The organism is Paenibacillus sp. J31P13 (assembly GCF_056269295.1).
Genome location: NZ_JBWDNR010000001.1, coordinates 548,127 through 570,679, shown reverse-complemented (window position 1 = coordinate 570,679; position 22,553 = coordinate 548,127). Strand labels below are relative to the sequence as shown.

General features: G+C 43.8%; 27 protein-coding genes. 9 read left to right on the top strand and 18 right to left on the bottom strand.

The annotated features are described in order from the left end of the window. Window positions 1–172 precede the first annotated feature (172 nt). The 4 genes from AC0YOD_RS02375 to AC0YOD_RS02360 form a co-directional block, all read right to left on the bottom strand. On the bottom strand, window positions 173–853 hold the full coding sequence (locus tag AC0YOD_RS02375) for a hypothetical protein (RefSeq protein ID WP_475797641.1): 681 nt from the start codon (window positions 851–853) through the stop codon (window positions 173–175). A 146-nt stretch (window positions 854–999) separates the two neighbouring features. Then, a complete protein-coding gene (locus AC0YOD_RS02370; protein WP_475797640.1) occupies window positions 1,000–1,434 on the bottom strand; it encodes a CoA-binding protein in 435 nt (144 codons plus the stop codon). A gap of 61 nt (window positions 1,435–1,495) precedes the next feature. Beyond that, a complete protein-coding gene (gene aroA / locus AC0YOD_RS02365) occupies window positions 1,496–2,791 on the bottom strand; it encodes a 3-phosphoshikimate 1-carboxyvinyltransferase (RefSeq protein ID WP_475797639.1) in 1,296 nt (431 codons plus the stop codon). A 77-nt stretch (window positions 2,792–2,868) separates the two neighbouring features. Next, window positions 2,869–3,393 (bottom strand): shikimate kinase, encoded by a 525-nt coding sequence (locus AC0YOD_RS02360; protein ID WP_475797638.1) that lies wholly within the window; start codon window positions 3,391–3,393, stop codon window positions 2,869–2,871. A 145-nt stretch (window positions 3,394–3,538) separates the two neighbouring features. Between AC0YOD_RS02360 and AC0YOD_RS02355 the strand changes: the two genes are divergently transcribed. Continuing rightward, the gene (locus tag AC0YOD_RS02355; RefSeq protein WP_475797637.1) at window positions 3,539–3,862 is read left to right on the top strand and encodes a hypothetical protein; all 324 of its coding nucleotides are present in this window, start codon (window positions 3,539–3,541) and stop codon (window positions 3,860–3,862) included. A 12-nt stretch (window positions 3,863–3,874) separates the two neighbouring features. Here AC0YOD_RS02355 and gndA read toward each other — a convergent pair whose 3' ends face one another. The 6 genes from gndA to AC0YOD_RS02325 all read right to left on the bottom strand — a co-directional run bounded on the left by gndA (window position 3,875) and on the right by AC0YOD_RS02325 (window position 11,706). After that, window positions 3,875–5,287, bottom strand: coding sequence for an NADP-dependent phosphogluconate dehydrogenase (gene gndA / locus AC0YOD_RS02350; RefSeq protein WP_475797636.1), 1,413 nt, complete (start codon window positions 5,285–5,287; stop codon window positions 3,875–3,877). A 285-nt stretch (window positions 5,288–5,572) separates the two neighbouring features. Continuing rightward, window positions 5,573–6,169: a hypothetical protein gene (locus AC0YOD_RS02345; RefSeq protein ID WP_475797635.1), complete on the bottom strand. Its 597-nt coding sequence runs from the start codon at window positions 6,167–6,169 to the stop codon at window positions 5,573–5,575. Window positions 6,170–6,360: 191 nt separating this feature from the next. Beyond that, a complete protein-coding gene (locus tag AC0YOD_RS02340) occupies window positions 6,361–8,064 on the bottom strand; it encodes a proline--tRNA ligase (RefSeq protein ID WP_475797634.1) in 1,704 nt (567 codons plus the stop codon). 368 nt (window positions 8,065–8,432) lie between these two features. Continuing rightward, a complete protein-coding gene (locus AC0YOD_RS02335; protein WP_475797633.1) occupies window positions 8,433–9,587 on the bottom strand; it encodes an ABC transporter permease in 1,155 nt (384 codons plus the stop codon). Then, on the bottom strand, window positions 9,580–10,749 hold the full coding sequence (locus tag AC0YOD_RS02330) for an ABC transporter permease (RefSeq protein ID WP_475797632.1): 1,170 nt from the start codon (window positions 10,747–10,749) through the stop codon (window positions 9,580–9,582). The genes AC0YOD_RS02335 and AC0YOD_RS02330 overlap by 8 nt, the downstream gene beginning before the upstream one ends. Before the next feature lie 12 nt (window positions 10,750–10,761). Further along, window positions 10,762–11,706 carry an ABC transporter ATP-binding protein gene (locus AC0YOD_RS02325; protein WP_475797631.1) on the bottom strand — a complete coding sequence of 315 codons (945 nt, stop codon included), beginning with the start codon at window positions 11,704–11,706 and terminating at the stop codon, window positions 10,762–10,764. A 197-nt stretch (window positions 11,707–11,903) separates the two neighbouring features. Between AC0YOD_RS02325 and AC0YOD_RS02320 the strand changes: the two genes are divergently transcribed. From AC0YOD_RS02320 to AC0YOD_RS02310, 3 genes are read left to right on the top strand one after another with little or no spacing between them, the layout of a single operon-like run. Then, a complete protein-coding gene (locus tag AC0YOD_RS02320) occupies window positions 11,904–13,034 on the top strand; it encodes a sensor histidine kinase (RefSeq protein ID WP_475797630.1) in 1,131 nt (376 codons plus the stop codon). Between the two features lie 33 nt (window positions 13,035–13,067). Beyond that, entirely contained in the window at window positions 13,068–13,709 is a 642-nt protein-coding gene (locus tag AC0YOD_RS02315; protein WP_475797629.1) for a response regulator transcription factor, read from the top strand. A 27-nt stretch (window positions 13,710–13,736) separates the two neighbouring features. Beyond that, on the top strand, window positions 13,737–14,384 hold the full coding sequence (locus AC0YOD_RS02310) for a DUF1054 domain-containing protein (RefSeq protein ID WP_475797628.1): 648 nt from the start codon (window positions 13,737–13,739) through the stop codon (window positions 14,382–14,384). 72 nt (window positions 14,385–14,456) lie between these two features. On the opposite strand, the gene AC0YOD_RS02305 is transcribed toward AC0YOD_RS02310, so the two are convergent. Next, window positions 14,457–15,650 (bottom strand): MFS transporter, encoded by a 1,194-nt coding sequence (locus tag AC0YOD_RS02305; protein ID WP_475797627.1) that lies wholly within the window; start codon window positions 15,648–15,650, stop codon window positions 14,457–14,459. 185 nt (window positions 15,651–15,835) lie between these two features. On the opposite strand from AC0YOD_RS02305, the gene AC0YOD_RS02300 reads away from it, so the two are divergent. Further along, window positions 15,836–17,305, top strand: a complete 1,470-nt coding sequence (locus AC0YOD_RS02300) for an aminotransferase class I/II-fold pyridoxal phosphate-dependent enzyme (protein WP_475797626.1) — start codon at window positions 15,836–15,838, stop codon at window positions 17,303–17,305. 133 nt (window positions 17,306–17,438) lie between these two features. Then, window positions 17,439–17,855 carry a DUF1885 family protein gene (locus AC0YOD_RS02295; protein WP_475797625.1) on the top strand — a complete coding sequence of 139 codons (417 nt, stop codon included), beginning with the start codon at window positions 17,439–17,441 and terminating at the stop codon, window positions 17,853–17,855. Window positions 17,856–17,921: 66 nt separating this feature from the next. Here AC0YOD_RS02295 and AC0YOD_RS02290 read toward each other — a convergent pair whose 3' ends face one another. The 3 genes from AC0YOD_RS02290 to AC0YOD_RS02280 form a co-directional block, all read right to left on the bottom strand. Then, window positions 17,922–18,230: a DUF1292 domain-containing protein gene (locus AC0YOD_RS02290; RefSeq protein ID WP_475797624.1), complete on the bottom strand. Its 309-nt coding sequence runs from the start codon at window positions 18,228–18,230 to the stop codon at window positions 17,922–17,924. Window positions 18,231–18,348: 118 nt separating this feature from the next. Next, the gene (locus tag AC0YOD_RS02285) at window positions 18,349–18,912 is read right to left on the bottom strand and encodes a stalk domain-containing protein (protein WP_475797623.1); all 564 of its coding nucleotides are present in this window, start codon (window positions 18,910–18,912) and stop codon (window positions 18,349–18,351) included. 165 nt (window positions 18,913–19,077) lie between these two features. Beyond that, complete coding sequence (locus AC0YOD_RS02280) at window positions 19,078–19,281, bottom strand: hypothetical protein (protein ID WP_475797622.1); 204 nt, start codon at window positions 19,279–19,281, stop codon at window positions 19,078–19,080. A 128-nt stretch (window positions 19,282–19,409) separates the two neighbouring features. Between AC0YOD_RS02280 and AC0YOD_RS02275 the strand changes: the two genes are divergently transcribed. Then, window positions 19,410–20,135: an MBL fold metallo-hydrolase gene (locus AC0YOD_RS02275; RefSeq protein WP_475797621.1), complete on the top strand. Its 726-nt coding sequence runs from the start codon at window positions 19,410–19,412 to the stop codon at window positions 20,133–20,135. 65 nt (window positions 20,136–20,200) lie between these two features. On the opposite strand, the gene AC0YOD_RS02270 is transcribed toward AC0YOD_RS02275, so the two are convergent. Together AC0YOD_RS02270 and AC0YOD_RS02265 are read right to left on the bottom strand one after the other, a co-directional pair. Further along, window positions 20,201–20,452, bottom strand: a complete 252-nt coding sequence (locus AC0YOD_RS02270; protein WP_475797620.1) for a DUF3892 domain-containing protein — start codon at window positions 20,450–20,452, stop codon at window positions 20,201–20,203. 78 nt (window positions 20,453–20,530) lie between these two features. Beyond that, window positions 20,531–20,656: a hypothetical protein gene (locus AC0YOD_RS02265; protein WP_475797619.1), complete on the bottom strand. Its 126-nt coding sequence runs from the start codon at window positions 20,654–20,656 to the stop codon at window positions 20,531–20,533. A 160-nt stretch (window positions 20,657–20,816) separates the two neighbouring features. On the opposite strand from AC0YOD_RS02265, the gene AC0YOD_RS02260 reads away from it, so the two are divergent. Together AC0YOD_RS02260 and AC0YOD_RS02255 are read left to right on the top strand one after the other, a co-directional pair. Then, on the top strand, window positions 20,817–21,011 hold the full coding sequence (locus AC0YOD_RS02260) for a DUF2524 domain-containing protein (protein ID WP_475797618.1): 195 nt from the start codon (window positions 20,817–20,819) through the stop codon (window positions 21,009–21,011). 217 nt (window positions 21,012–21,228) lie between these two features. Beyond that, entirely contained in the window at window positions 21,229–21,429 is a 201-nt protein-coding gene (locus tag AC0YOD_RS02255; protein WP_475797617.1) for an aspartyl-phosphate phosphatase Spo0E family protein, read from the top strand. Here AC0YOD_RS02255 and AC0YOD_RS02250 read toward each other — a convergent pair. Together AC0YOD_RS02250 and AC0YOD_RS02245 are read right to left on the bottom strand one after the other, a co-directional pair. Beyond that, complete coding sequence (locus AC0YOD_RS02250) at window positions 21,417–21,728, bottom strand: hypothetical protein (RefSeq protein WP_475797616.1); 312 nt, start codon at window positions 21,726–21,728, stop codon at window positions 21,417–21,419. The genes AC0YOD_RS02255 and AC0YOD_RS02250 overlap by 13 nt on opposite strands. 57 nt (window positions 21,729–21,785) lie before the next feature. Continuing rightward, window positions 21,786–22,481: a uracil-DNA glycosylase gene (locus tag AC0YOD_RS02245; RefSeq protein WP_475797615.1), complete on the bottom strand. Its 696-nt coding sequence runs from the start codon at window positions 22,479–22,481 to the stop codon at window positions 21,786–21,788. Window positions 22,482–22,553: the final 72 nt, after the last annotated feature.

Genomic DNA, 22,553 nt, shown 5'->3' with positions numbered 1-22,553 from the left:
TCTTCGTAAGCATTAGAGCATTAGCTTAGTTTTGCGTAGCAAAACTGTCGACCAACTTATTATATAACGATGTTAAGCGTTTGCTTGGTTTTTGTCAAAATAAAACGGCGAGCCATAAGGCCCGCCGATGCTGATGATTCTTTTCCATTTGTATAACAAATTTAACAATAGATTAGCGCATGCCACCGGAATATGGTGAGTTCGCAGCGCTATTTGCTTGCCAGCCCACACGGGATATAACCGGACCCGCTTGCTGATAAGCATTTGTAGCTTCGTATACAGGGTTAAGGGAAGTGTTGGAATGAGTTGGTGTCATACCGCCATATCCGTTTTGCATATTCGATTGGGATTGTGCGCCGTATCCATTTTGCGAATTATAATGCGACTGTCCGCCAAAATTGGAATTTTGTTGTTGCGCATATTGATTTCCATATCCACCATACTGCGCAGTTTGTTGCTGTTGATAACTATGCTGCTGGCTGTCTGGACCAGCTTGATAACCAACATGCGCAATTACCGGACCCACATTGCCAAATGCCGTTGCTGGCGATTGAGCATAGCTGTGAACGGGTTGATGCGAGCTGAATGAATTGTACGATCCTTCCGGTTGCGAAAAATGATTGTAGCTTGATGGTGTAAAATGCATTTGAGCACCATTGCCATAAGCATTTGACGCTTGATAACCGCCTGGCGAATTGGAAACAATGGAATTCGTTTCTCTGCCAAAGGTCGGTTGGCTAAGCTGTCCTTGATAGTGCGATTGCACGTAGCCAGTAGGCTGAAATTGATTGCCTTGGTTTAGGAAGCTTTGTTGGCCTTGATAATTTCCCGGTTGTTGCGACAATTGATTCACGTCGTATCCTCCTTGGATGACAATAATAAAGTCTTTAAGTTACGCCTGCCATCCTGCATAGCTCATTCATTCTTTGTGAGCAACAAGGCGGCAATTGCTTCTTAAAGCCTTCTTATTGTGTAGGAGAAGACTCTTTTTTATAACAGTTATGTTTTGGATTTTCCACCAGGCAATAGGATGGAATCCTCAACCTTGATACAGCGATCCATAATAACGTCCAATCCGCCGCTTAATGCAATTTCAGCTGCTTCCTCATTGGATACACCAAGCTGAAGCCATAATGTCTTTGCTCCTATCGCCACAGCATCCTCAGCGACCGCGGGCGTATGTTCACTTCTGCGGAATACATTTACAATATCCACCTGAAAGGGAATATCTTTGAGAGAAGCATAGCTCTTTTGTCCCAAAATAGTATCGGCATTTGGATTAACGGGAATAATCGTATAGCCCTTCACTTGCATAGCCTCGGAAACCATATAGGAAACGCGTTCTGTGTTATCTGAAAGACCAACAACTGCGACATTCGTACTTTTCTGCAAAATGTCTTTAATTTGCTCACGTGAAGGATTCTCAAACGCCATCATGAACACCTCTTTTTTTATTGTACGATCAAATTCAGATTGAACAATTCCAAAAATCTTATTAACCTTCAATCCATTCGACATTAGCGCCTAATTTCAATAGATGATCGAAGAATATCGGATACGATTTGGCTACGTGATGAGCATCGCGAATGCGAATCGGCTCCTTCGCACGAAGACCCACGACAGTTAATGCCATAATAACACGGTGATCGTAGTGAGCATTGATCTCAACGCCGCCCTCTACACCTTCCGGACGACCATGTACAATAATTTCAGCCTGACGTTCTTCTACATTAGCGCCTGCTTTGCGAAGCTCGTTCAAATAATCCGTTATGCGATCACATTCCTTGTATCGCAGATTTTCAACGTTATAGAAACGTGAAGTACCTTCTGCAAAAACAGCTGCAGCTACCATAGCAAGCACAGCATCTGTTGCGTTATCTCCATCATATTCTACAGCTTTCAATTTGCGGTTACCCTTAACATGAACGATTCCGTTCTCATGTGTAAGCGGAACTTCCATCATCTTCAGCACATCAACAACAGCACGCTCACCCTGCTTGCTCTTCTCTTCAAGGCGATGCACGATTACATCTGACTCTGTTACTGCAGCTGCCGCGAGAATAGCAGCTGAACCTGGATAGTCGCCTTGTACCGTATAGGTCTTAGCCTCATAGCTTTGACCGCCAGGAACGCGGAAATTCATATAATCTTCATCAGCGTGAATCACGATGCCTGCTTGCTCCAAAACCTCTAGTGTTTGTCCAACAACAACCTTTGATTTCAAATCATGCAGCACTTCAATTTCACTGTCTTCTTCCAACAATGGCGTCAAGAATAATAATGCACTCAAAAATTGCGAGCTGATATTTCCTGATACTTGTATTTTTCCGCCTTTAGGCGCTCCGCCTTGGATACGGATTGGCAATTTACCGTCTTGATGTTCAATGTTTACACCCATTGCCGTCAATGATTGGATCAAATCGCTGTGAGGACGTTTGCCAAGTGAATCCGGATAGCGGTTCACGAAGGTTACATCTGGGCATAGCGCAGTAATAGCCATTAGAAAACGAAGCACAGCGCCCGCGTTTCCGACATCAAGCTGCTCAACCGGTTTTGGATGACGTCCAAAGCCAGTAATAACGATTTTCTCTTCATCTTCCTCTACGATAGCTCCCAAATCACGAATACATCGGCGCATTGCATCGCTGTCCTCACTATGAGCTGGGAAATATACAGTACTAGTGCCTTCCGCAAGTGCTGCAATCAGCAGGTAGCGTGTCGTATAATTTTTTGAAGAAAGTGCTTGAAGTTCTCCTTCAAGTCTTGGTGTTGGTGTCACTAAAACGTCCATGGTTAGAATGATCCCCTTTTACATTAAAATATACGCTTCAGCAGACCCATGGCTGACTGTTGCGTTATTAGCCGTATTTAATGTCTTGCATGCCATTGCTCAACGATAGCTGAAACAACCTCTTCGGCTGTTAATTCTGTTGTATCGATTGTAAAATGAGCAAAATCGTAAGCGTTTTTACGTTGCTCCAGCAATGTATTCACTCGCTCCACCGCGTCGCCTTGCAATAAAGGCCGCGCAGTATCAGACTGCACTCTTGCAATAATCTGCTCAGGGCTTGCTTTCAGTGCAACGACAAAGCTTCTGCTCATCATAAGCTCTCTGTTAGCAGCGCTCAATACAGCGCCTCCGCCAGTTGCAACTATGGATGGCTCTTCATCCGCCAATATCATATCCAGCACCCTTGTCTCAATAAGACGAAAGCCCGCTTCCCCGTCTTCGGCAAAGATATCAGAAATAAGCTTATTCTCAAGCCTTTCGATCTCTTCATCACCGTCAACACGTTTACAGCCAAGCTCCTGGGATAGCAATTTACTAACCGTCGATTTGCCGGTTCCCATAAAGCCTATTAATACTAATTTGTTTAGTGGTTGCCTGTCCATCGTAGCTTTTTCACCCTTTTCGGTCATTCCTTACCCTTTTTCTTCAACATCATATCATTTTTTTGTAATTCTAGGGTATAAAAAAGTTGTATATGCCGTATGGATGATAATGATGTTTTATTTCAGGATAGGAGTGACATTAGCGATGAACAATGATCCTCAATTGTCCGCTCTTCAGAAAGCACACAAGCGTATCAATCGCATACTGGATCCCGATCATCCTCTTTGTCGTGAAGATGTAGTATGGATGCTTGAATTTATTAAAAAAAAGGTGGCTGACGGGGACCCAGCATTACTGAGTCTCTCGCAGCCACGATTGATGCAAAACTTTCATTACTTTGCCGAAGCGTCCATGTCGCTGGTGCATCGCAGACATTACTGCGATCACGAAGCCGATCGCTTGCGCGACTGGCTGCGGCAGGCTGCCTATGGTCTTGTCAATGAAATACCCAGCGAAGCAAACCGCTGAATACGAATGGGATTAAGATTGAATCCAGTTGTAGTGGAAGCTACCTTCTTTGTCCAAGCGTTTGAATGTGTGAGCACCGAAGTAGTCACGTTGCGCTTGAAGCAGGTTTGCAGGCAAACGCTCAGTGCGGTAGCTATCGAAATAAGCAATCGCGCTGGAGAATGCAGGTACCGGTACACCGTTAGTAACGGCAAGCGCAATAACTTCGCGCCATGCATCTTGGTATGTTTCAACGATGTTTTGGAAGTAAGGATCAAGCAACAGGTTGCGAAGGTTAGCATCGCGATCGTAAGCATCCTTAATATTTTGAAGGAAGCGTGCACGGATAATGCAGCCGCCACGGAAAATCATAGCGATTTCGCCGTAGTTTAGATCCCAGTTGTATTCTTCAGATGCAGCACGCATTTGAGCGAAGCCTTGTGCGTACGAGCATATTTTACTTGCGAACAATGCTTTGCGAACTGCTTCAATGAAAGCCGCTTTGTCGCCTTGGAAAGGTTTTTTTGCAGGGCCGCTAAGTACTTTGCTAGCTGCAACGCGCTCTTCCTTCATTGCGGACAAGAAGCGTGTAAATACGGACTCAGTAATGATGGAAAGCGGCACGCCTAGATCAAGTGAGCTTTGGCTTGTCCATTTACCTGTACCTTTTTGACCAGCGGAATCAAGAATAACGTCAACCATCGGCTTGCCTGTTTCAGGATCATATTTGGAGAAGATATCTCTTGTGATCTCGATTAGGTAGCTGTCCAGCTCGCCTTTATTCCACTCAGAGAAGATTTCATGAAGCTCTTCAACGCTAACATCAAGAACGTTTTTGAGAAGGTCATATGCTTCGCAAATAAGCTGCATATCGCCATACTCAATACCGTTATGTACCATTTTCACATAATGACCGGCACCGTCTGGTCCGATATACGTACAGCAAGCGTCGTCGCCTACTTTTGCAGAAATAGCTTTCAAGATAGGCTCAACAAGCTCATAAGCTGATTTTTGGCCGCCTGGCATAATGGAAGGTCCTTTCAAAGCGCCTTCTTCGCCGCCGGATACGCCTGTACCAATGAAGCGGAAGCCTTTTGCTTCTAGGTCTTTGCTGCGACGAACCGTATCAGGGAAATAAGCGTTACCGCCATCAATAATGATATCGCCTTCTGTCAAATGCGGAACGAGTGAATCGATTGTTGCATCTGTACCTGCTCCAGCTTGTACCATGATCAAGATTTTGCGAGGTACTTCAAGTGATTGTACAAACTCTTCAATTGAATAAGCGGGCACTAGATTTTTGCCTGCTGCTTCTTGAATAAGATCATCTGTTTTTTCGCGGGAACGGTTAAATACCGATACCGTAAAGCCTCTGCTCTCAATATTAAGGGCCAAGTTTTTGCCCATTACTGCTAAACCGATAACACCAATTTGCTGTTTTGACATCTGGTTCGTCCATCCTTCATGTTCTATTTTGGGTCACAATAGTTTCATTTTACTCTTTTTGAGACGAGAAGAAAACTATTAACATGGAAAAATGTCAGTATAACGACATTAGATTTATTGACCGCTTATGAAAGTTTACCTTATATAAGACGGAAATGCCAAACCTATCATTCAGCTTAGTAGTAATTTCTTCTCTATAGCAGCAACATAAAAACGACCAAAGGCTGCAGCTTGCTCACAGCATTTGATCGTTTTATGTTTGTATGCACGGACAACCATTGATCATTAGAGCTCCAGCTGCAGCATTTCTGTACGCAGTGTCATGAGACGCTCTTTCGATTCAGAAATCGCGTTCTCGTCGCTGCCTTGCAGGGCATCGAACAACATTGACAGCTCATAATCCAACTCATAACGCAGTACAATCGCACGTTCTTCCGCACGCTTCGATTGAAACGCTTTAATCATTTCTTCTATTGTAACGAAAGGCTTCTTCTGATAAATAATCCGATGTTCCATACCGGACACCTCCACGAGTCGTATAATCTCACCGAACATAATACTCTCAATGACGATTTGACGATCTTTAATGCGCTTTACAACCGCATGTCCACGTGTGTCATTAATCAGCTTTTCAATTAACTCTGACAGTTTCTCGTCTTTGATAATATAATCGCCGACAATTTTGTAACGGTTCTTTATTCGCTGGAACTGAAGCTTGACGAGCTTGCGACCTGTTCGAATGGATACGAGAAACTGGCCCTCTGTCTCACTCCAATACAAGGAGTACCCTTCCTGAATAAGATCGCGGATGAGATTTTGGATTTGCCGCCGGTCAAATCGCAGTTCCAAATTGCAATATTCGACTTCATGGCTTTTGTTCACGGCAATCCCCCCCTTAGTTCAGAATAGTTGACGAAATGTTCTGATAATTTGTTCTTAGCTTTATCTTATACTCCATCATATGTTCTGGCAACTTGGATTATTGACTAATTTTACGCTTTCAATCGACTATTATAAAAAAAGGGCGCTTCAGTCTTATGAACAAGACCATCAGCACCCCTTTTTTCACCCATTCATCGCTCAGAAGCGATCGTAATTGCTTCCTCTAACTTCAATGTTTGTACGTTAGTGCCTTGCCGATGTTTCAATTCTACAATTCCTTCCGCTGCATGCTTACCTACAACGATACGGATCGGAATGCCGATCAGATCGGAATCTTTGAATTTTACGCCTGGACGCTCATCTCGATCATCCAGAAGCGTTTCAATCCCCGCCTCTTGTAGGCGTGCTGCAATATGGGCAGCCAAATCCATTTGTACTTGATCTTTGATTGATACAGGTACGACATGCACTTGGTATGGCGCAATCGACTTTGGCCACACAATGCCATTGCTGTCGTTATGCTGCTCAAGCACAGCAGAGAGCAGTCTCGATACACCAATGCCGTAGCAACCCATGATAAGGGGCTGTTCTAAACCCTCAGCATTTAGAAACTTTGCATTCAAAGCCTCGCTATATTTTGTACCTAATTTAAATACATGACCCACTTCAATGCCTCTATGGAACGTTAATTTGCCATCGTCACAACGCGGACACGAATCCCCTGCCTTTGCATTGCGATAATCACCGATTTGAGCCCCTTTCAAATGAATAGCGGGATTTACATTGCCAAAATGATAATCCTTTTCATTTGCACCTGCTATAGCCGCTTCCATTTCCATCACTGCATGGTCTACAAAAAGCGGTACATTAAGTCCCACAGGTCCAGCAAAGCCAGTAGGAGCACCTGTCACTCGCTCTGTCGTTTCTTGATCAGCAAGCTCCAGAGAAAGGGCTGAAAGAGCATTTTTGACCTTAATCTCATTCACCTCATGGTCACCCCTTACCATAACAGCTATAGGATTACCATCAGCAACATAAATCAGTGTTTTCATAAAACGGTCGGCATCTAAGCGAAGTGAATCAACCAGCTCATCAATCTTCTTGATGCCAGGTGTATGAAGCCGTTCAAGCTCTATATCCTGCAATGGTTGTCCGCTGAGAGCATTCTCTTCCATTCGGTGTTCCGCTCGCTCTAAATTTGCCGCATAATCACAGCAGTCGCACGCTGCAATTGTGTCTTCGCCAATATCAGCAAGAGCCATAAATTCATGGGTGCCGCCTTCGCCGCCAATCGATCCGCCATCTGCCTCAACAGCGCGGTAATGGAGACCACAGCGTGTGAAAATCCGATTATAAGCCTCATACATGCTCCTATAGCTGCGATGCAGTCCTTCCCAATTCTCATCAAAGGAATAGGCATCCTTCATCATAAATTCCCTGCCGCGCAGAAGTCCGTAACGGGGACGCTTCTCATCTCTAAATTTAGTTTGAATTTGATAGAGTGTAATGGGTAGTTGACGATAAGAATTCACCTCTCCGCGAACAAGAGAAGTTATGACCTCTTCATGCGTTGGACCAAGCGCAAATTCCCGATTATGACGATCCCGCAGTCGGATAAGTTCAGGTCCATATACGTCATAGCGTCCGGATTGCTCCCAAAGCTCAGCAGGCTGCATGGCCGGCATCAACACTTCTTGACCTCCTGCATGATCCATTTCTTCTCGAACAATCTGCTCAAGCTTGCGCAGTACGCGGCGACCCAAAGGTAAATAGGTATAGATACCAGCTGCAAGCTGTCTGATTAGACCTGCACGCAGCATGAGCTGATGGCTGATCACTTCTGCTTCAGAAGGCGCCTCACGTAAAGTAGGCATCAATAGTTGACTTTGTCTCATTTTAAAATACCCCCATTTGTTAAGATTCCAGCCCTTAAAAAACAAAAAGAACGCACTCGTAAGGGACGAATGCGTTCGTGGTACCACCCTTATATAGCCAAATAGACAAAACATGGCTCTCAATGGATAACGGAATGAAAATTCCGGCAGGGGCTCATTGGACATATCACCGCTGCAAGCTCGCAAGTTAGGAAGTATTCAATCGTTTATAGAAGCCTTGCAGCCTGCGAGCTTCCTCTCTGTAAATAAACGGGAGTTGAGTACCATAGTCTTGGTCAACGCTCATGCAATATGGATAACTTTTGACAAACTTACAATACAATGATCACGAAGTCAAGCAATAATGAACGTGGATAACGATTCAAGCTTTAGCGTGTTTGATTCGGTCGCAGCGCAACGGATCCAAATGCAAGAGTAACTGTTGCAATTAATAGGAGTATGAATAGATACATGCCAATATCACTTATTGACCCTCCACCAGCTAAACGATCAACCGCTTGGATTGCCCATTTCTGAGGTGTAAAATTAGCAAGCTTTTGCATAAAGTCAGGCAGCATGGAAAGCGGGAAGAAACAGCCGCTTATCATGCACGTCGGCGTGATGATCATGGTGTTAATTTGTCCTAAATGGACCTTGTTTCTTACAAGACCTGCTGTCGCAGAAGCAAGACCCACCGCAGCGATTAAGAAAAATTCAAGAATAAGCAGCAAGTAACCAAATGATATGCCAGGTGAGTAATCAAATACGTAATAGGTTAGACTCAGAACAATGACCAACTGCAAGGTACCTACAAGCATGCTGCCTAGAAAATTACCGAAAGCGATATCGATGGAACGAAGTGGTGCAGTGAACATCCTCGCCATCGTCCTCTGCTCCCTATCTTCCATGACAAAACTGATTGATTGACTTACAAGAAGCATAACAAACATAAGAATGAGTCCGATCATAGTCGGATTAGAAACAACATTGCCCAGTTTCATCCCAACATGTGTAGTAAATGCTTTTGGTGTCGCTGTTGCTTCGAGCAATGCACTCATCTTGTTTACATCTACCTCAGCGCCATTCTCTGCTGTCCGAGCAAGCTGAACGGTCGATACTAGCCTATCAGCTTCCGTCATCAGCATAGTTGCGAGTGAGGCATTCCAGAGCTGTTCATTCATCCGATACAGCACGGCCTCAGAATGCTCACCAGCCAGCAGTTTTGAAGTAAAATCATTGGGTATATAAATCGACGCATCTGCCTTCCCGTTCTTTACGTTTTCCTTTAACTCTTGTTCAGATAGAGCAGGATCCAGTTTCACTTCGTATAATTTCTCCTGCTTAATAGAATCTGCTATATATGATCCAAGAATTCCACTATCCGCATTTCCCACCAGAATGACAGCCTTCCCACCCTGCAAGCTTGAGAACAAGCCGGCCATAACAGCCAATACGATTGCTGGGAGCAAGACGTTCATGATTAGTCCGCGTCGAGATCCCATTGTCCTTCTAATCAAATGCAAAGCGATATGCAAGCTAGACATGCTTCTTCACCACCTTTGGCAATCTTATTACTGCAGCAACAGAGAGAAGGAGAGCGATCAAAGCAAGCACACCAACATTAAACCATAAGGAGGATAGATCTTCTCCGTTCATAATGGTGCGAAGACTCTCATTTGCCCAATAATTAATGGTCCATTTATCAATATCTCCAACATTGTTTTGTATACCCGCTACCATTCCTCCACTGAGGAAGGTCATGGTGAAAATAAGAATAGAAATCATAGTTTGCGTTGTTTTGTCTGATCCTGCGAAGGAAGCAATGATGATCGCGAGTCCAATACCCGCAGCTATCGTCAGCAAACAAATTAGCATAATCCAACCAAAATGCCCGCCCCAATCAACCCCATAAAAATAAGCGGTAAAAGCGGTTATAAACATAGCCTGCAAAAAGGCAAGAAACACAACGCCAGAAACGATTCCAAATACGATGACTCTAAACGATGCCGGAATAGCATATATCCGTTGCAGCGTACCGATCTCCTTCTGATCCAGTAAGGCTAATGCTGCCGACATCCCGCCATAGAGCAGGAACATAATCAAATACGCAACAGAATAATATTGCATGGCAGAAGCTTTCCCGAAGACATTATTTTCGCCTGCCCCAAGTGTTCCAATTTTTATCGTTTCTGCTCCTGGATGCGAATCATTACTTTTTTCATCATTGCTAGCAGAGTAATCTTGACCAAACGTTGATATTGCCGCTAAATGTAAATTCACATTTGTCATATAACTGTTTACAATGGCCGAAGCTGCAATGTTTTTTTCCTCGTAACGCCCGGAGAAGGTTTGCCAATCGGCTGTGCCTCCAGCAGTCAATCCCTCCGAGAATCCATCCGGAACATACACACCATAATCAGCTCTTCCTTCGCGCACCCAATCCTGCACTTCCTTCTCTGATTTAGCAGGGAGTATATGGATATAGGTTGCAAGAGATGGATCTTTCCAAAACGAATTTATACCCGCGCTCAGTTCTCCTTGGTCCGCAACGAATAGAGCTACTTTCGCCGGCTTGATATCTGTGTTAAACGCGCTGCCCAAAAGTAGAATCAATACAAGAGGCAATGCAAACAAGAGATAGAGAATAGATTTTTTTCGACTATACTTCAGCAGCTCATAACAAGCTGTCGTCCACCAAATTCGCATTATGAGCTCCCCCTATTCATCACGTAAACTGCGACCAGTCATTTCCAAAAACATAGACTCCAAATTGGGTTCCACCCGCGTCAGCTTGCGAAGATTGATTTCATGCTTTTGAATGATAAATAATAGATCTTGTAATATGGAAGGAGAATCCCCAACAGTAACTTCCAGCATCTTTCTATCATTGCTGACAATCACATCCTTAACGCCATGATGCTCTTGCATCTCTGTTAAGGCAGGATCAATGCTGCGATCTATTTCGATAACAAGCTTTTCTTTTTGGCCAGTTTGTTGCTTCAGCTCATCCTTAGTACCGCAAGCAATCAGCTTGCCTTGGTCGAGAATACCGATTCTTGTGCAAATTGCCTCAACCTCTTCCATATAATGGCTTGTATAGATAACGGTTGAACCTAGTCTGTTCAGCTCTCTTACCGACTCCAAAATGTGATTCCTTGACTGTGGATCAATACCCACTGTCGGTTCATCCATAATGATCAGCTTAGGTCTGTGCATAATGGCGCATGCAATGTTTAATCGACGCTTCATTCCGCCTGAAAACGTTAGCGGCTTATCCTTAGCTCGATCCAACAAACCCACGAATTGCAACGCTTCATCTACTCGATCACGCAGCAGCCGCCCTCTGAGTCCATATAGCTTTGCAAAAAAAGCAACATTCTCACGTGCAGTTAATGACTCATAAATAGCTAGTTCTTGCGGCACAAGCCCAATTCTTTTCTTTACCTCAAGAGGTTGCTTTCTAATTGAATATCCATCTACTATAATATCTCCACCGCTCGGCTCAAGAAGTCCAGCCAACATATGAATCGTTGTGCTTTTGCCTGCTCCGTTAGGACCTAGAAGACCAAAAACCTCTCCTTCGGCGATGTTAAAAGTAAGATGATTGACGGTTAGAGTAGTATCATATTTTTTGACTATCTCACGAAATGTTACGAGGCTCATTTAATGTTCATCCTTTCGTTTCCCTTTTGTTAAACTAATTGTATGTGAATATCAACGACAAATCAGGTCTACAAAGTCACCTTCCTGGGGTGACAAAAGTCATTTTATGTTATTTAGAATTATTATCATTAATCTCGTCTAACAACATTCCCTTATGCTATAATGAAGCAAATTCAGTTGCGGAGGCCTTTTTCAGTATGATTAATTGGCTATACCAAATTCGAGTGCTGCTGGCTGCCGTCCCAGCTGTCTTATGTATTGTTTATATCGAGCCAGAATCATATGTTTCCTACACAGCTTCCGTATTGCTAGCCTTACTCCTCATTAAGGGAGGCAGCTATTTACCGCGACTCACTAATCTTTTTTTGCTAACCGAATTAATCGCCAACTCGTGGTTGTCCTACACCTATGATGGCTTTCTTTTTTTAATGATTTTCTCCACCTTGATAGCTGTATTCCAAAGAGGACCCGCTCCGATAAACGGATCAGGCTGGACCCTTCTTAGTTTGCTAGCTCTTTATATCGGGCTAAACGCCCGTGATTCTGAGCTGATCATCTCTGCGCTCGTGCTCTTGACAGTAATGGCTGCTATTTTGTATGCAGCTAACGAATTCCAGAATAAGAGTCACAAAATAGAAGATTTATATGAAGCATTAACATTAAGCCATCAACAATTAGATGCCGCTAAACGGCGGATGCAAATTTATGCGTCTCAGGTTGAGCAGTATGCGCAAGTTGAGGAACGAAATCGAATTGCCAAAGATATTCATGACGACCTCGGTCATCGACTTATCCGTGTGAAAATGATGTCTGAAGCCTCCTTGCATCTATTTGAAGCCGATACAGTACGCGCACGGGGGATGGTTGAGCAAATACGCGACCAGTTGCAGGACAGCATGGAAATTATGCGTCGCACCGTACGTAAGCTTGCAGCTGAAAATGTCGGAGAGGCAAGACGTTACGCACTCGATCGACTGGTAGAAGAGTCTGGAGAGGCACTTGGCATTGAGGTTGCTTTTCATGTTCACGGCTCTCCTCGCCCCCTATATCCAAGCATGGAGCTCATCCTATTCAAAAATGCTCAAGAAGCCATAACCAATGCTGTACGCCACGGAAATGCTACTTCCGTAAATGTCGATCTAGATTTCCAAAGCGCAAGCGTATCCTTAACGATATCAAGCAATGGCAGTTTACCGCGAGAGCCTATTGAAACAGGGCTCGGCTTACGGGGTATGAAGGAAAGGATTGCGCTCATTGGCGGCCAATTGGAATGGCAGCAAGATGAACAATTCTCAATCACGACGATCCTGCCTCTTCACGGAGATTAATGAGTGAACCTATAATTGGAGGAAATCGATAGTATGATTAGCGTATTGATCGTTGACGACGACCCGTTTATTCGAGAGAGCATGCACGTTATTTTGGGATTAGATCCTCAACTCCAAGTTGCAGGAGTTTGCAGCAACGGCCAAGAAGCTGCCGAATTTGCGCGTCAGCAGCCTGTAGATGTTGTTCTAATGGATATACGGATGCCCATATGCGACGGTGTGCAAGGTACCAAACTTCTCCAAGCTCTGGAGAAACCGCCGGCTGTCTTGATTTTAACGACCTTTGACGATGATGAATATATCGCTCAAGCGATACGCAACGGAGCAAACGGCTACTTGCTCAAAAATGTACCTCCAAGCCGCATCATAAGCGGCATTAAGACGGTATATGAGGGCTCCATGCTTATTCATCCCGATATCGCCCGCAAGCTTGCTGGAATGTTAGAAACGAAGCAAGCGGATAACAACAAGACACTAACTATAGATGGACTTACTGGAACTGAAAGCCAAATTGTTCATCATATTGCGGACGGACAATCCAACAAAGAGATTGCTGCCTCGTTGTTTTTAAGCGAAGGAACAGTCAAAAACTACATTACAGAAATTTTGCAGAAGCTTGAGCTGCGGGACCGCACGCAAATCGCCATCTTTTATTTGAAATTAAAGCATCAATAATTCATAGCACAGGGAGAGAACAAATATATGACATCAACGACGATCACTAATGGTTTACAGGGGTTTACGCAAGGGGACTTTGATGTTTTTCAGTTGCAAGGACTTGAGGAAAGAATGAACGGCATTCAAACACAAATTCAACCTAAGTTTCGCGCTTTAGGCGAACAGCTGATAGTGGATACGGCGGTTCATGCGGGCAATGAAATGTATCTGCATGTTGCAAGACATGCCCGTCGCAAAGTCAACCCGCCGAAGGACACTTGGCTTGCGATTTGCAGCAACAAGCGAGGTTACAAGGCTCACCCCCATTTTCAGCTCGGATTATTTGATGATCATTTATTTTTGTGGCTGGCGCTGATTTATGAGGTGCCAAACAAATCAGCTATTGCAAAAGCCTACTTAGACCAATTGGATACGGTCATGGAGACCGTTCCCAAGGATTATGTACTTTCTATGGATCATATGAAGAAGGAATCTACATCAATCTCTGATATGTCGGAAGAGGATTGGAATGACGCATTAATTCGCTTCCGTGATATAAAGAAAGCAGAATTATTAATTGGGCGCCACATTCAAGCCGATGATGCCTTGTTGCGTGATGGGGATGCGTTACTTCAATACGCTTCCCAAACCTATGAGACGCTAATGCCGCTTTATCGCATTGCCAATCTATAAAAAACAAGAGGCTGTATCCAACACTCACAAAATGAGTATTGGGTACAGCCTCTTTCATTTGACATTAAACTATTACTTCGCTGACTCTACAGAAGCGGCGGGAAGACTGGTTTTGTCCAGTTGACGGAAACGCAGCAGCAAGAGAAGCGCAGCCAAGCATAGTATACCGCCTAGCAAATATGGAAGCCCCATTTCTATTGTAAAGAGGAAGGAGCCCAGTAAAGGACCAGCTATACGGCCTAAGCTATCCATTGAAGAGCTGAGTCCAGACGCCACACCTTTGCCTACTGTTGTCTTCTGCGTAATGAGTGAGGTTACACAAGGACGTATCAATGAGTTGCCAATGCCAAACACGGCAAGTGATAATACTGCCCACCATAATGAATGAGCACCAAGCAGCATAAAGAATCCGATGGCGGATACGACGAGTCCAATTGCAATGTATTTAGGCTCTTCCCCATCTTTAATTCGTCTACGGACTACACCGCCTTGCACGAGCGCTCCAACAAACCCGCAGACAAAAAACAAAATGCCAACCTGAAGCGGTGTAACATCAAAGCGACGCATGCCAAAAAATTGCAACGTTGCTTCCAAGCCTGCCAAAGTAAAGGTTACGAAAAAGGCCAGCACGTATAAATACTTGAGCGGTCCTGTAAAAGCAGCCCAACGTGAAACCTTCACTTCTGTCGATTGCTGACGCTGCTCAGGAGTTAGTGATTCCTTTAGCTTAAAAGCAGCAAGAATGAACGTAATAAGCGCCAGAACCGATGCTGCATAAAATGGTGTCTCCAGAGAAACAATGCTGAGTACCCCGCCGACGCCAGGTCCTATCGTAAAACCAAGACCGATAGACATTCCGACAAGTCCCATCCCTTTCGTCCGATGCTCAGGCGGTGTAATATCCGCGACATACGCGACAATAACGGAAGCAACTGCCCCAGAGAAAAGCCCGCCCAGTATGCGTGAAAGATACATAAGTGTCAAACTGCCCGACGACAAACCAAACAGCAGGAAGCTTGCAGAAAATCCAATTATACCAATTAAAATAATCGGCCGTCTGCCGATTCGATCAGACATGCTTCCCCAAAAAGGAGATAAAAAGAACGATACGGCTGAATAAATAGCCAGCATGCGCCCCGTATGTAATTCCGCTTTACTAGGATCTGTGGCTTGAATAATTTCCGGCATAACCGGAATGATAATGCCAAATCCAATAAAAGTTGTCATTAAAGTAGCCATTACGATTAACATTCGTTTATCTAACATGTTGCATCTCCTCCACCCAACTATGTTACCACAATCCGTTCTCTATCATGTATGAACAATTGACGAACATATTGAGATTTCTAGTGTCATCTCTGTTGCTTTAATAAATTGAAGCTTGCAATCCCCCCTGTATTTGCTATACTCAATTTTGTTTGTTACCTCTATTGAAAGGCAGGGATATAGCGATGGATCATAATAAAACCCCGCTCTTCACCGCGCTTCGCCGACATGCGGCGCAAGAGCCCGTTCAGTTTCATATTCCCGGGCATAAAAAAGGCTTGGGCAGCGATTCCGAATTTCGCGAATTTATCGGCGATAATGCTTTGTCGATCGATTTAATCAATATAGCACCGCTCGATGACCTGCATCAGCCAGTTGGCGTGATTGAAGAAGCACAAAAGCTTGCTGCCGACGCCTTCGGATCGGACTATACTTATTTTTCCGTCCAAGGTACAAGCGGCGCGATAATGACGATGATATTGTCGGTATGCGCACCTGGTGACAAGATCATTGTTCCGCGTAATGTTCACAAGTCCATAATGTCAGCTATCATCTTCGCAGGTGCTAGACCGGTCTTCATTTCTCCTGCTCGTGACAAAAATCTTGGAATCGATCATGGCATTACGACACGTTCTGTACGTAAAGCTTTGGAGCGGCATCCAGATGCTAAAGCGGTACTGGTCATCAATCCTACTTATTTCGGTATATGCGCCAACTTAAAAGAGATTGTTGATCTTGTTCACAGCTTTGATATTCCTGTTCTAGTGGATGAAGCACATGGTGTGCTCATTCATTTTCACGAGAAGCTTCCTATGTCAGCTATGCAAGCAGGAGCAGATATGGCAGCAACCAGTGTGCACAAACTAGGCGGCTCCATGACGCAGAGCTCTGTGCTTAACGTTCGTAAAGGACGCGTCAATCCGCATCGTATTCAGACCGTAATCAGTATGTTGACAACGACATCAACCTCTTATATTTTGCTAGCCTCACTTGATACCTCAAGGAGAAATCTTGCCTTGAATGGACATGCTATTGCCGAACGTACAATTGAGCTTGCTCAGCTTGCCCGTCAGCAAATTAATGACATTCCAGGACTTGAGTGCTTCGGTGAAGAAATACTCGGTGATGAAGCAACGTACGACTATGATCCAACTAAAGTTTCGATCCATGTACGTCATCTAGGCATAACCGGTTATGAAACTGAAAACTGGCTGCGCGACAACTATAACGTGGAAATCGAAATGAGCGATATGTATAACATTCTTTGCTTAGTTACGCCCGGAGATACCTCCGATTCCATTTCAAAGTTGGTAGCTTCATTGCGCGGCTTGTCCGATCACTTCCATGATGGCGCAGAAGCTCGTGAGCTAATCGTCAAGATACCGGATATTCCTCAGCTATCCTTAACACCGCGGGATGCTTTTTATGGGGAAACGGAAACCATTCCTTTCAAAGATTCAGCTGGCCGAATTATTGCAGAATTTATTTACGTATATCCGCCAGGTATTCCCATCTTGCTTCCAGGGGAAGTCATTACGCAAAAAAACATCGATTACATTATCGATCATGTTGAAGTTGGCTTGCCAGTCAAAGGACCCGAGGATCGCAGCATTGCATTCGTTAAGGTTATTGTTGAAGAGACAGCCATTTCATAGTTTACCCATTACGAACGACTATGTACCTCTTCATGAGAGGTACATAGTCGTTTATTTGTTCTTCCTTATCTATTTATCCACTTATTGTAAACCCAATTATCCCATGCTATGATGTTGACAGAGGTGAGGGACAATGAGTCAAAGCGCTTACATAAAACTTGTGCAAGGTTCATCTGTTGAGAGGCTAAGCTTAGAGGATGTGAAGAGCAAACTCACACACTACAAAGAACAAACCGCTCTAACCGGCTCACAGCTAGGCTGGGATTATGCAGAAGCTGCATTTCCTTATACGTTTGAATCAAAAAATGATGATCGATGGTTTTATTTAAAAGGAATTAATCCTCTTTACCATTACATTCTTTTCGGACCAAGTGAGACAACTAGCGTTGCTGGTCATACCGTACCTTGTGTTCAGGTTGTGCTTCCTGACGAAGCGACGCATGGCGATAAGGCGAAAGCCAATGAGCTATGCAAATACATGGCAAAAGGACTTCAAGCCGAGCTAACGATGTTCAACGGCCGAACGATCTATTATAATCCGCGAAAATAAACAAAAAAAAGATCCGCGATTTATTCTCGCGGATCCCTTCTTTAACATATAAACGACAGGAATAGCCTATTCCTCGCCGTTTTCCGTACGAGCGATTTCTTCGTAGATCGCAGTTACGCGATCCCACTCCGCATCGTCTTCGATTCCTACTAGGAACGACTCGTCGTTCTCTTCTTGGATACGGAAAATAACGCCGTCAGCTTCTGGATCATTACGATCTAGCAATACAGCATAAACATTATTTTCAGATTCAAACGTATAAACCATGACCATTTCGCGTTCTTGGCCCTCGTCGTCAGTAACGATTAAGACTTGCTCTTCATGCTCGTGGTCTTCTCCACAACCGCAATCTTCGCCGTGTTGGTGTTCGCTCATGATATTACCCCATTTCGATGATGTTTACAGACTAGTTTATCCTATCAGATTCTCAATAGACGGTCAAATAAAACAGCCCAACGTCTGCATTGGGCTGTTTTATTTGTTGCTGATTACATCAAAGTGAGGAAATGATTTTTTCAGAAATGACCGTCCAATCATCAGCGCCTTTTGTCTTGATGAAGAAACGGATCGGATATTTCCCGCTGGAGTCGAATTTATAATCGATATCCTCCGTCGCATACCAAAAATTGTCATTTGTTGGATTAACATTACCTGTCTGAATAACTTTTTCTTTGCCGTTAGGATCGAAGATCGATACCTTAACTGCTGTGATGTCAGTCTTCACTGAATCAAGTTGTGCTAATACCTTAAAGCTGCCTTGATAGCCCTTTTTCACATTTCCGAAAACAGTATTGTTTTGGAAGAGAAACATGTGTACATTAGGCTTATACAAAGTTGCTCGTTTGTTCTGATTATCCCATTCGACGATCGCTTGCATAGATGAGGCTAATTGGCGAAGCGGCAAATAAGTTTTGCCATCTGAGACCAAGCCTCCGTCATCCTGCTCCGTACCATTAATAAAGACGCGTACCTTTTGGGTTGCAGAGTCTGCAAACATCATGGTACCGCCCCATAGGGACATTAAAAGCAGCAGAAAAACAACTTTTCTGAACCTCATAGTTGTAAGCCCTCCATCCGATTGCCTGGATGTAAGGTTATACTCGTCTATTTGCGCAAAGTTGCGCCGTTAATTAAACTATTTTTTACAACACGCGCCATTCGACCAAAGCTGTCAAATGATGTTGAAAGCTGCGCTTGCCTGGGAAATATTTATTTCCTGAAATTACCCAAGCCTTCTCGTCAGCACACATGGAACGCCTTTGCCTAGAGCACCCGCTTCTCTCATTCTTGCCAAATAACTCATCCCTCTTGCACATGGTGTTTTACACACCGCGCAAGTGTCTGATAGGACAAGTTTGTATGAATACTGTTTCCGATCACTTGCTGTCTGTTTTTTCTTAGCTGTTTTTGCTTTTCCTTTGCTCATCCCTTGTTCCCTCCACTAAGCATATTGCTTTAGCATAGTATGTAAGAACGGGCGATTGTGCATCTGGAATTGTCAGATGTACCTAATATTTGATACATTAATAAATGGAACATAGAGGAGGAAGGCTCATGCAAATTCGAATGATAGGAACCGGAAGTGCTTTTGCCAAAAAATACGATAATAACAATGCGTTAATTGAATCAAACGGCTTTCGATTACTTGTCGATTGCGGAATTACCTTGCCAAAAGCATTTCATCAAACCGGCATGTCATTTCCTGATCTTGATGCCGTTCTGATTAGCCATATCCACGGCGATCATGTTGGCGGATTAGAAGAATATGCTTTTCAAATGATGTTTAAATATAATCGGAAGCCTATACTTTATATTGCAGAAACCTTGATTGAACCCTTGTGGGAGAATACGCTTCGAGGCGGACTGACACAAGAGCCGCTTAATAAGCTTGAAGATTTTTTCGAGGTTCGTCCACTCGCAATCAACCAAGATATTCAGCTCCATCCTGGTCTCAGCGTAAGGCTGCTTCAAACGAAGCACATTCCTAATAAGCTGAGCTATTCTTTTTTGTTTAATCAGAGGTTTTTTTACTCTGCCGATATGCGATTTGACGGTGCACTTCTTCAGAAGCTTGTTGATGAAGGGGTCACCACGATATTTCATGACTGCCAGTTAGAACCGCCTGGAGCTGTTCATGCGACCTTAGGGGAGCTTCTAACGCTTCCGGAATCCATCCAGAAGAAAACATGGCTCATGCATTATGGCGATGCCATAGAGGACTTTGAGGGTCTGACAGGGGAAATGCAAATCGTGGAGCAGCTTAAGACATACGAGGTATAACCTACATAAAGAGGCGCCTGCAGTATTTCCTGCATGGCGCCTCTCTCATTTTACAAATCCTTCGTTCAGAATATAGGCAGCTGGTCCAAGTTATTTGTAGGGTCGCCATCAGCATCACCACGGATATAGAACTCTCCATCTCTGCCTTTAAAGGTGTTAACCCCTGCAATATGTCCAGCCTGCACCTCTTGAAATGCTGTTGCGTAATCTAGTTCACGTCCGCTGGACGTTTTGAACGCAGTCAGATCACCATCTCCATTCTTTTGCACCGCTACGATTGTTTCTCTCTGATCTTGTCCGCCTAAAGAATCATTCATTTTTTTAGCTCCTCTTCTACTTTCAGAATATACAGCGAATCTCTAGCCTTCCCTCTCCGCCGTTATTCATTCAGAGGTCTATTCCACTTCGTCTTGAGACAAAGAATCCCTGATTGCATATCTTGCGACTGCTCCAATGACTATACCGATAATGCCAAACATCCCAATCAACCATACTGCCAAAATGGCATACTCAACTGCCAAAAGAAACCGCCTCCTGAGCGCTTTCTTTCAACTTATGTCGGAATACAGTTAATTAGTATACGTTCTCCTTCTGCATAGCTTTTTGGAAAACGTTCATACTAAAGGTCTGACAAAGGGAACTATAGGTGAAATAGTAAAAACCGAAAATGGAGGAATGGTCATGCTAAATCAATTAGAAAGCAATTATAACTGCTCAAATGCATCTACTGATTTGCCGAATTTGTTAAATAAGTTAAATGAATTAGAGCAAACACTCTCAAGTGAGCACTCTGAAGAGCAGCAGCAGGAATTGAATCGGATTCGCAACCAAATTCATTTTATTCGGAACAAATGCGACATCCCGCATGAATCCTGATAAAAATTCAACCTTCCCCAAAAAAAGAAACGCCAAGCTCGTTTTGAGCTTGGCGTTTCTTTTTTTTACCTTTTTTCTTCTGTTTCAATTTTCTGCATCTGGTTTAGATATTCTAACAGTCAAATATTCAGAAACCTAACAGAAACCTAATCTCTATTTGGAATCGATCTAACATCTTTTGTATATCCTTATTTTAACAAATGAAGGAGGGACTTCTATGTGCACTTGCACCTGCGACAAAAAGATTGAAAAATTAAGAGCTGAAATGGTTCGTATCTTTGAAGAAAACAACAACAGCTTCACGAACCAATCCGTTATCAAAATTAGTCAAGAACTAGATGCTATTCTCGTCCAGCATGCACGTTGCCAACGACTCTCTCCCATTAATTCACTCGTTTATAAAACTTATAACGCATAAAACTCAATGGCATTGCTCTCATCCTTGACTGCTGCCACAATTAAGTTCAAACCGTCTACTGCCCATTCTTCCATAACCTCTGGCTGTGTAAGATCCAAATCTACAATCGCACTGTCCCAAATCTCAATCGCATCTTCCTTACCAGCCTCATTAATAAAAGAGAGTTTGAAGATCATCGGATCGCTCTCATCATCATAAAATTCCGTTGCTTCAAAGCTTGTGAATTTCTGCACGGCAATTCGGTAATCCACATCATTCTGCAGGCGAATTAGCCCCGAATGTCCTATTAGTTTATTCATCTCAGAAGTAAATTGGTTATGTATTTCATTCTTATATAACAATTACATCAGCTCCTCTTATTCGATTGTTAACTCTGTTAATGAAGGTATGGACCAATCTATCGGCTCGCTGCCTATGCTCTCAAGAAAGCTATTCGTCCGAGAGAAGGGCTTGCTTCCAAAAAAGCCTTTCCGTGCTGCAAAGGGACTCGGATGCGGCGAGACGATGATATGATGCTTCTCCGAAGCAATTTGAGCAGCTTTAGCCTGTGCAAACTTTCCCCATAATATAAATACTACAGGCTTATCCCTTTCATTTAAAGCAGTGATAACAGCATCTGTAAAACGTTCCCAGCCTAATCCTTGATGAGAATTGGGATTCCCCTCTTCCACAGTCAGTACCGCATTGAGCAGCAAGACGCCTTGCTTTGCCCATGATACCAAGCTTCCGTGATCCGGCGTTGTGATGCCAATATCGGATTCCAGCTCTTTATATATATTTTTCAAAGAGGGGGGGACCTTTACACCCGGCTGTACAGAAAAGCTAAGCCCCTGTGCTTGCTGAGGACCATGGTATGGATCCTGTCCCAACACAACAACCTTTGTCCCTTCGAAGGACGTGTAATTAAGTGCATTAAATATGTTCTGCTTCTCTGGATACACCGTCGTTGTCGTATATCGCTGGTCAAGCGTTGCCAATAACTCATTCATATAGTTCGCCGTCAGCTCGCTATCAAGCACCTCGGACCAATCATTATTTAATGTTATATTCAAAATGCGAAGCTCCTTCCCGTCCATACAAAACTAAAAATCTCCTCCACTATGACCTGAACGCTCAGGTCATAG

What these genes read in the sequence shown, in the direction of transcription:
- AC0YOD_RS02250 (WP_475797616.1), bottom strand. Translation starts at nt 21,728, where the DNA reads ATGAATAAACTAATAGGACATTCGGGGCTAATTCGCCTGCAGAATGAT.
- AC0YOD_RS02310 (WP_475797628.1), top strand. Translation starts at nt 13,737, where the DNA reads ATGACATCAACGACGATCACTAATGGTTTACAGGGGTTTACGCAAGGG.
- AC0YOD_RS02305 (WP_475797627.1), bottom strand. Translation starts at nt 15,650, where the DNA reads ATGTTAGATAAACGAATGTTAATCGTAATGGCTACTTTAATGACAACT.
- AC0YOD_RS02300 (WP_475797626.1), top strand. Translation starts at nt 15,836, where the DNA reads ATGGATCATAATAAAACCCCGCTCTTCACCGCGCTTCGCCGACATGCG.
- AC0YOD_RS02360 (WP_475797638.1), bottom strand. Translation starts at nt 3,393, where the DNA reads ATGGACAGGCAACCACTAAACAAATTAGTATTAATAGGCTTTATGGGA.
- AC0YOD_RS02340 (WP_475797634.1), bottom strand. Translation starts at nt 8,064, where the DNA reads ATGAGACAAAGTCAACTATTGATGCCTACTTTACGTGAGGCGCCTTCT.
- AC0YOD_RS02275 (WP_475797621.1), top strand. Translation starts at nt 19,410, where the DNA reads ATGCAAATTCGAATGATAGGAACCGGAAGTGCTTTTGCCAAAAAATAC.
- AC0YOD_RS02285 (WP_475797623.1), bottom strand. Translation starts at nt 18,912, where the DNA reads ATGAGGTTCAGAAAAGTTGTTTTTCTGCTGCTTTTAATGTCCCTATGG.
- AC0YOD_RS02315 (WP_475797629.1), top strand. Translation starts at nt 13,068, where the DNA reads ATGATTAGCGTATTGATCGTTGACGACGACCCGTTTATTCGAGAGAGC.
- AC0YOD_RS02320 (WP_475797630.1), top strand. Translation starts at nt 11,904, where the DNA reads ATGATTAATTGGCTATACCAAATTCGAGTGCTGCTGGCTGCCGTCCCA.
- AC0YOD_RS02280 (WP_475797622.1), bottom strand. Translation starts at nt 19,281, where the DNA reads ATGAGCAAAGGAAAAGCAAAAACAGCTAAGAAAAAACAGACAGCAAGT.
- AC0YOD_RS02330 (WP_475797632.1), bottom strand. Translation starts at nt 10,749, where the DNA reads ATGCGAATTTGGTGGACGACAGCTTGTTATGAGCTGCTGAAGTATAGT.
- AC0YOD_RS02290 (WP_475797624.1), bottom strand. Translation starts at nt 18,230, where the DNA reads ATGAGCGAACACCAACACGGCGAAGATTGCGGTTGTGGAGAAGACCAC.
- AC0YOD_RS02325 (WP_475797631.1), bottom strand. Translation starts at nt 11,706, where the DNA reads ATGAGCCTCGTAACATTTCGTGAGATAGTCAAAAAATATGATACTACT.
- AC0YOD_RS02355 (WP_475797637.1), top strand. Translation starts at nt 3,539, where the DNA reads ATGAACAATGATCCTCAATTGTCCGCTCTTCAGAAAGCACACAAGCGT.
- aroA (WP_475797639.1), bottom strand. Translation starts at nt 2,791, where the DNA reads ATGGACGTTTTAGTGACACCAACACCAAGACTTGAAGGAGAACTTCAA.
- gndA (WP_475797636.1), bottom strand. Translation starts at nt 5,287, where the DNA reads ATGTCAAAACAGCAAATTGGTGTTATCGGTTTAGCAGTAATGGGCAAA.
- AC0YOD_RS02260 (WP_475797618.1), top strand. Translation starts at nt 20,817, where the DNA reads ATGCTAAATCAATTAGAAAGCAATTATAACTGCTCAAATGCATCTACT.
- AC0YOD_RS02255 (WP_475797617.1), top strand. Translation starts at nt 21,229, where the DNA reads ATGTGCACTTGCACCTGCGACAAAAAGATTGAAAAATTAAGAGCTGAA.
- AC0YOD_RS02335 (WP_475797633.1), bottom strand. Translation starts at nt 9,587, where the DNA reads ATGTCTAGCTTGCATATCGCTTTGCATTTGATTAGAAGGACAATGGGA.
- AC0YOD_RS02295 (WP_475797625.1), top strand. Translation starts at nt 17,439, where the DNA reads ATGAGTCAAAGCGCTTACATAAAACTTGTGCAAGGTTCATCTGTTGAG.
- AC0YOD_RS02270 (WP_475797620.1), bottom strand. Translation starts at nt 20,452, where the DNA reads ATGAATGATTCTTTAGGCGGACAAGATCAGAGAGAAACAATCGTAGCG.
- AC0YOD_RS02370 (WP_475797640.1), bottom strand. Translation starts at nt 1,434, where the DNA reads ATGGCGTTTGAGAATCCTTCACGTGAGCAAATTAAAGACATTTTGCAG.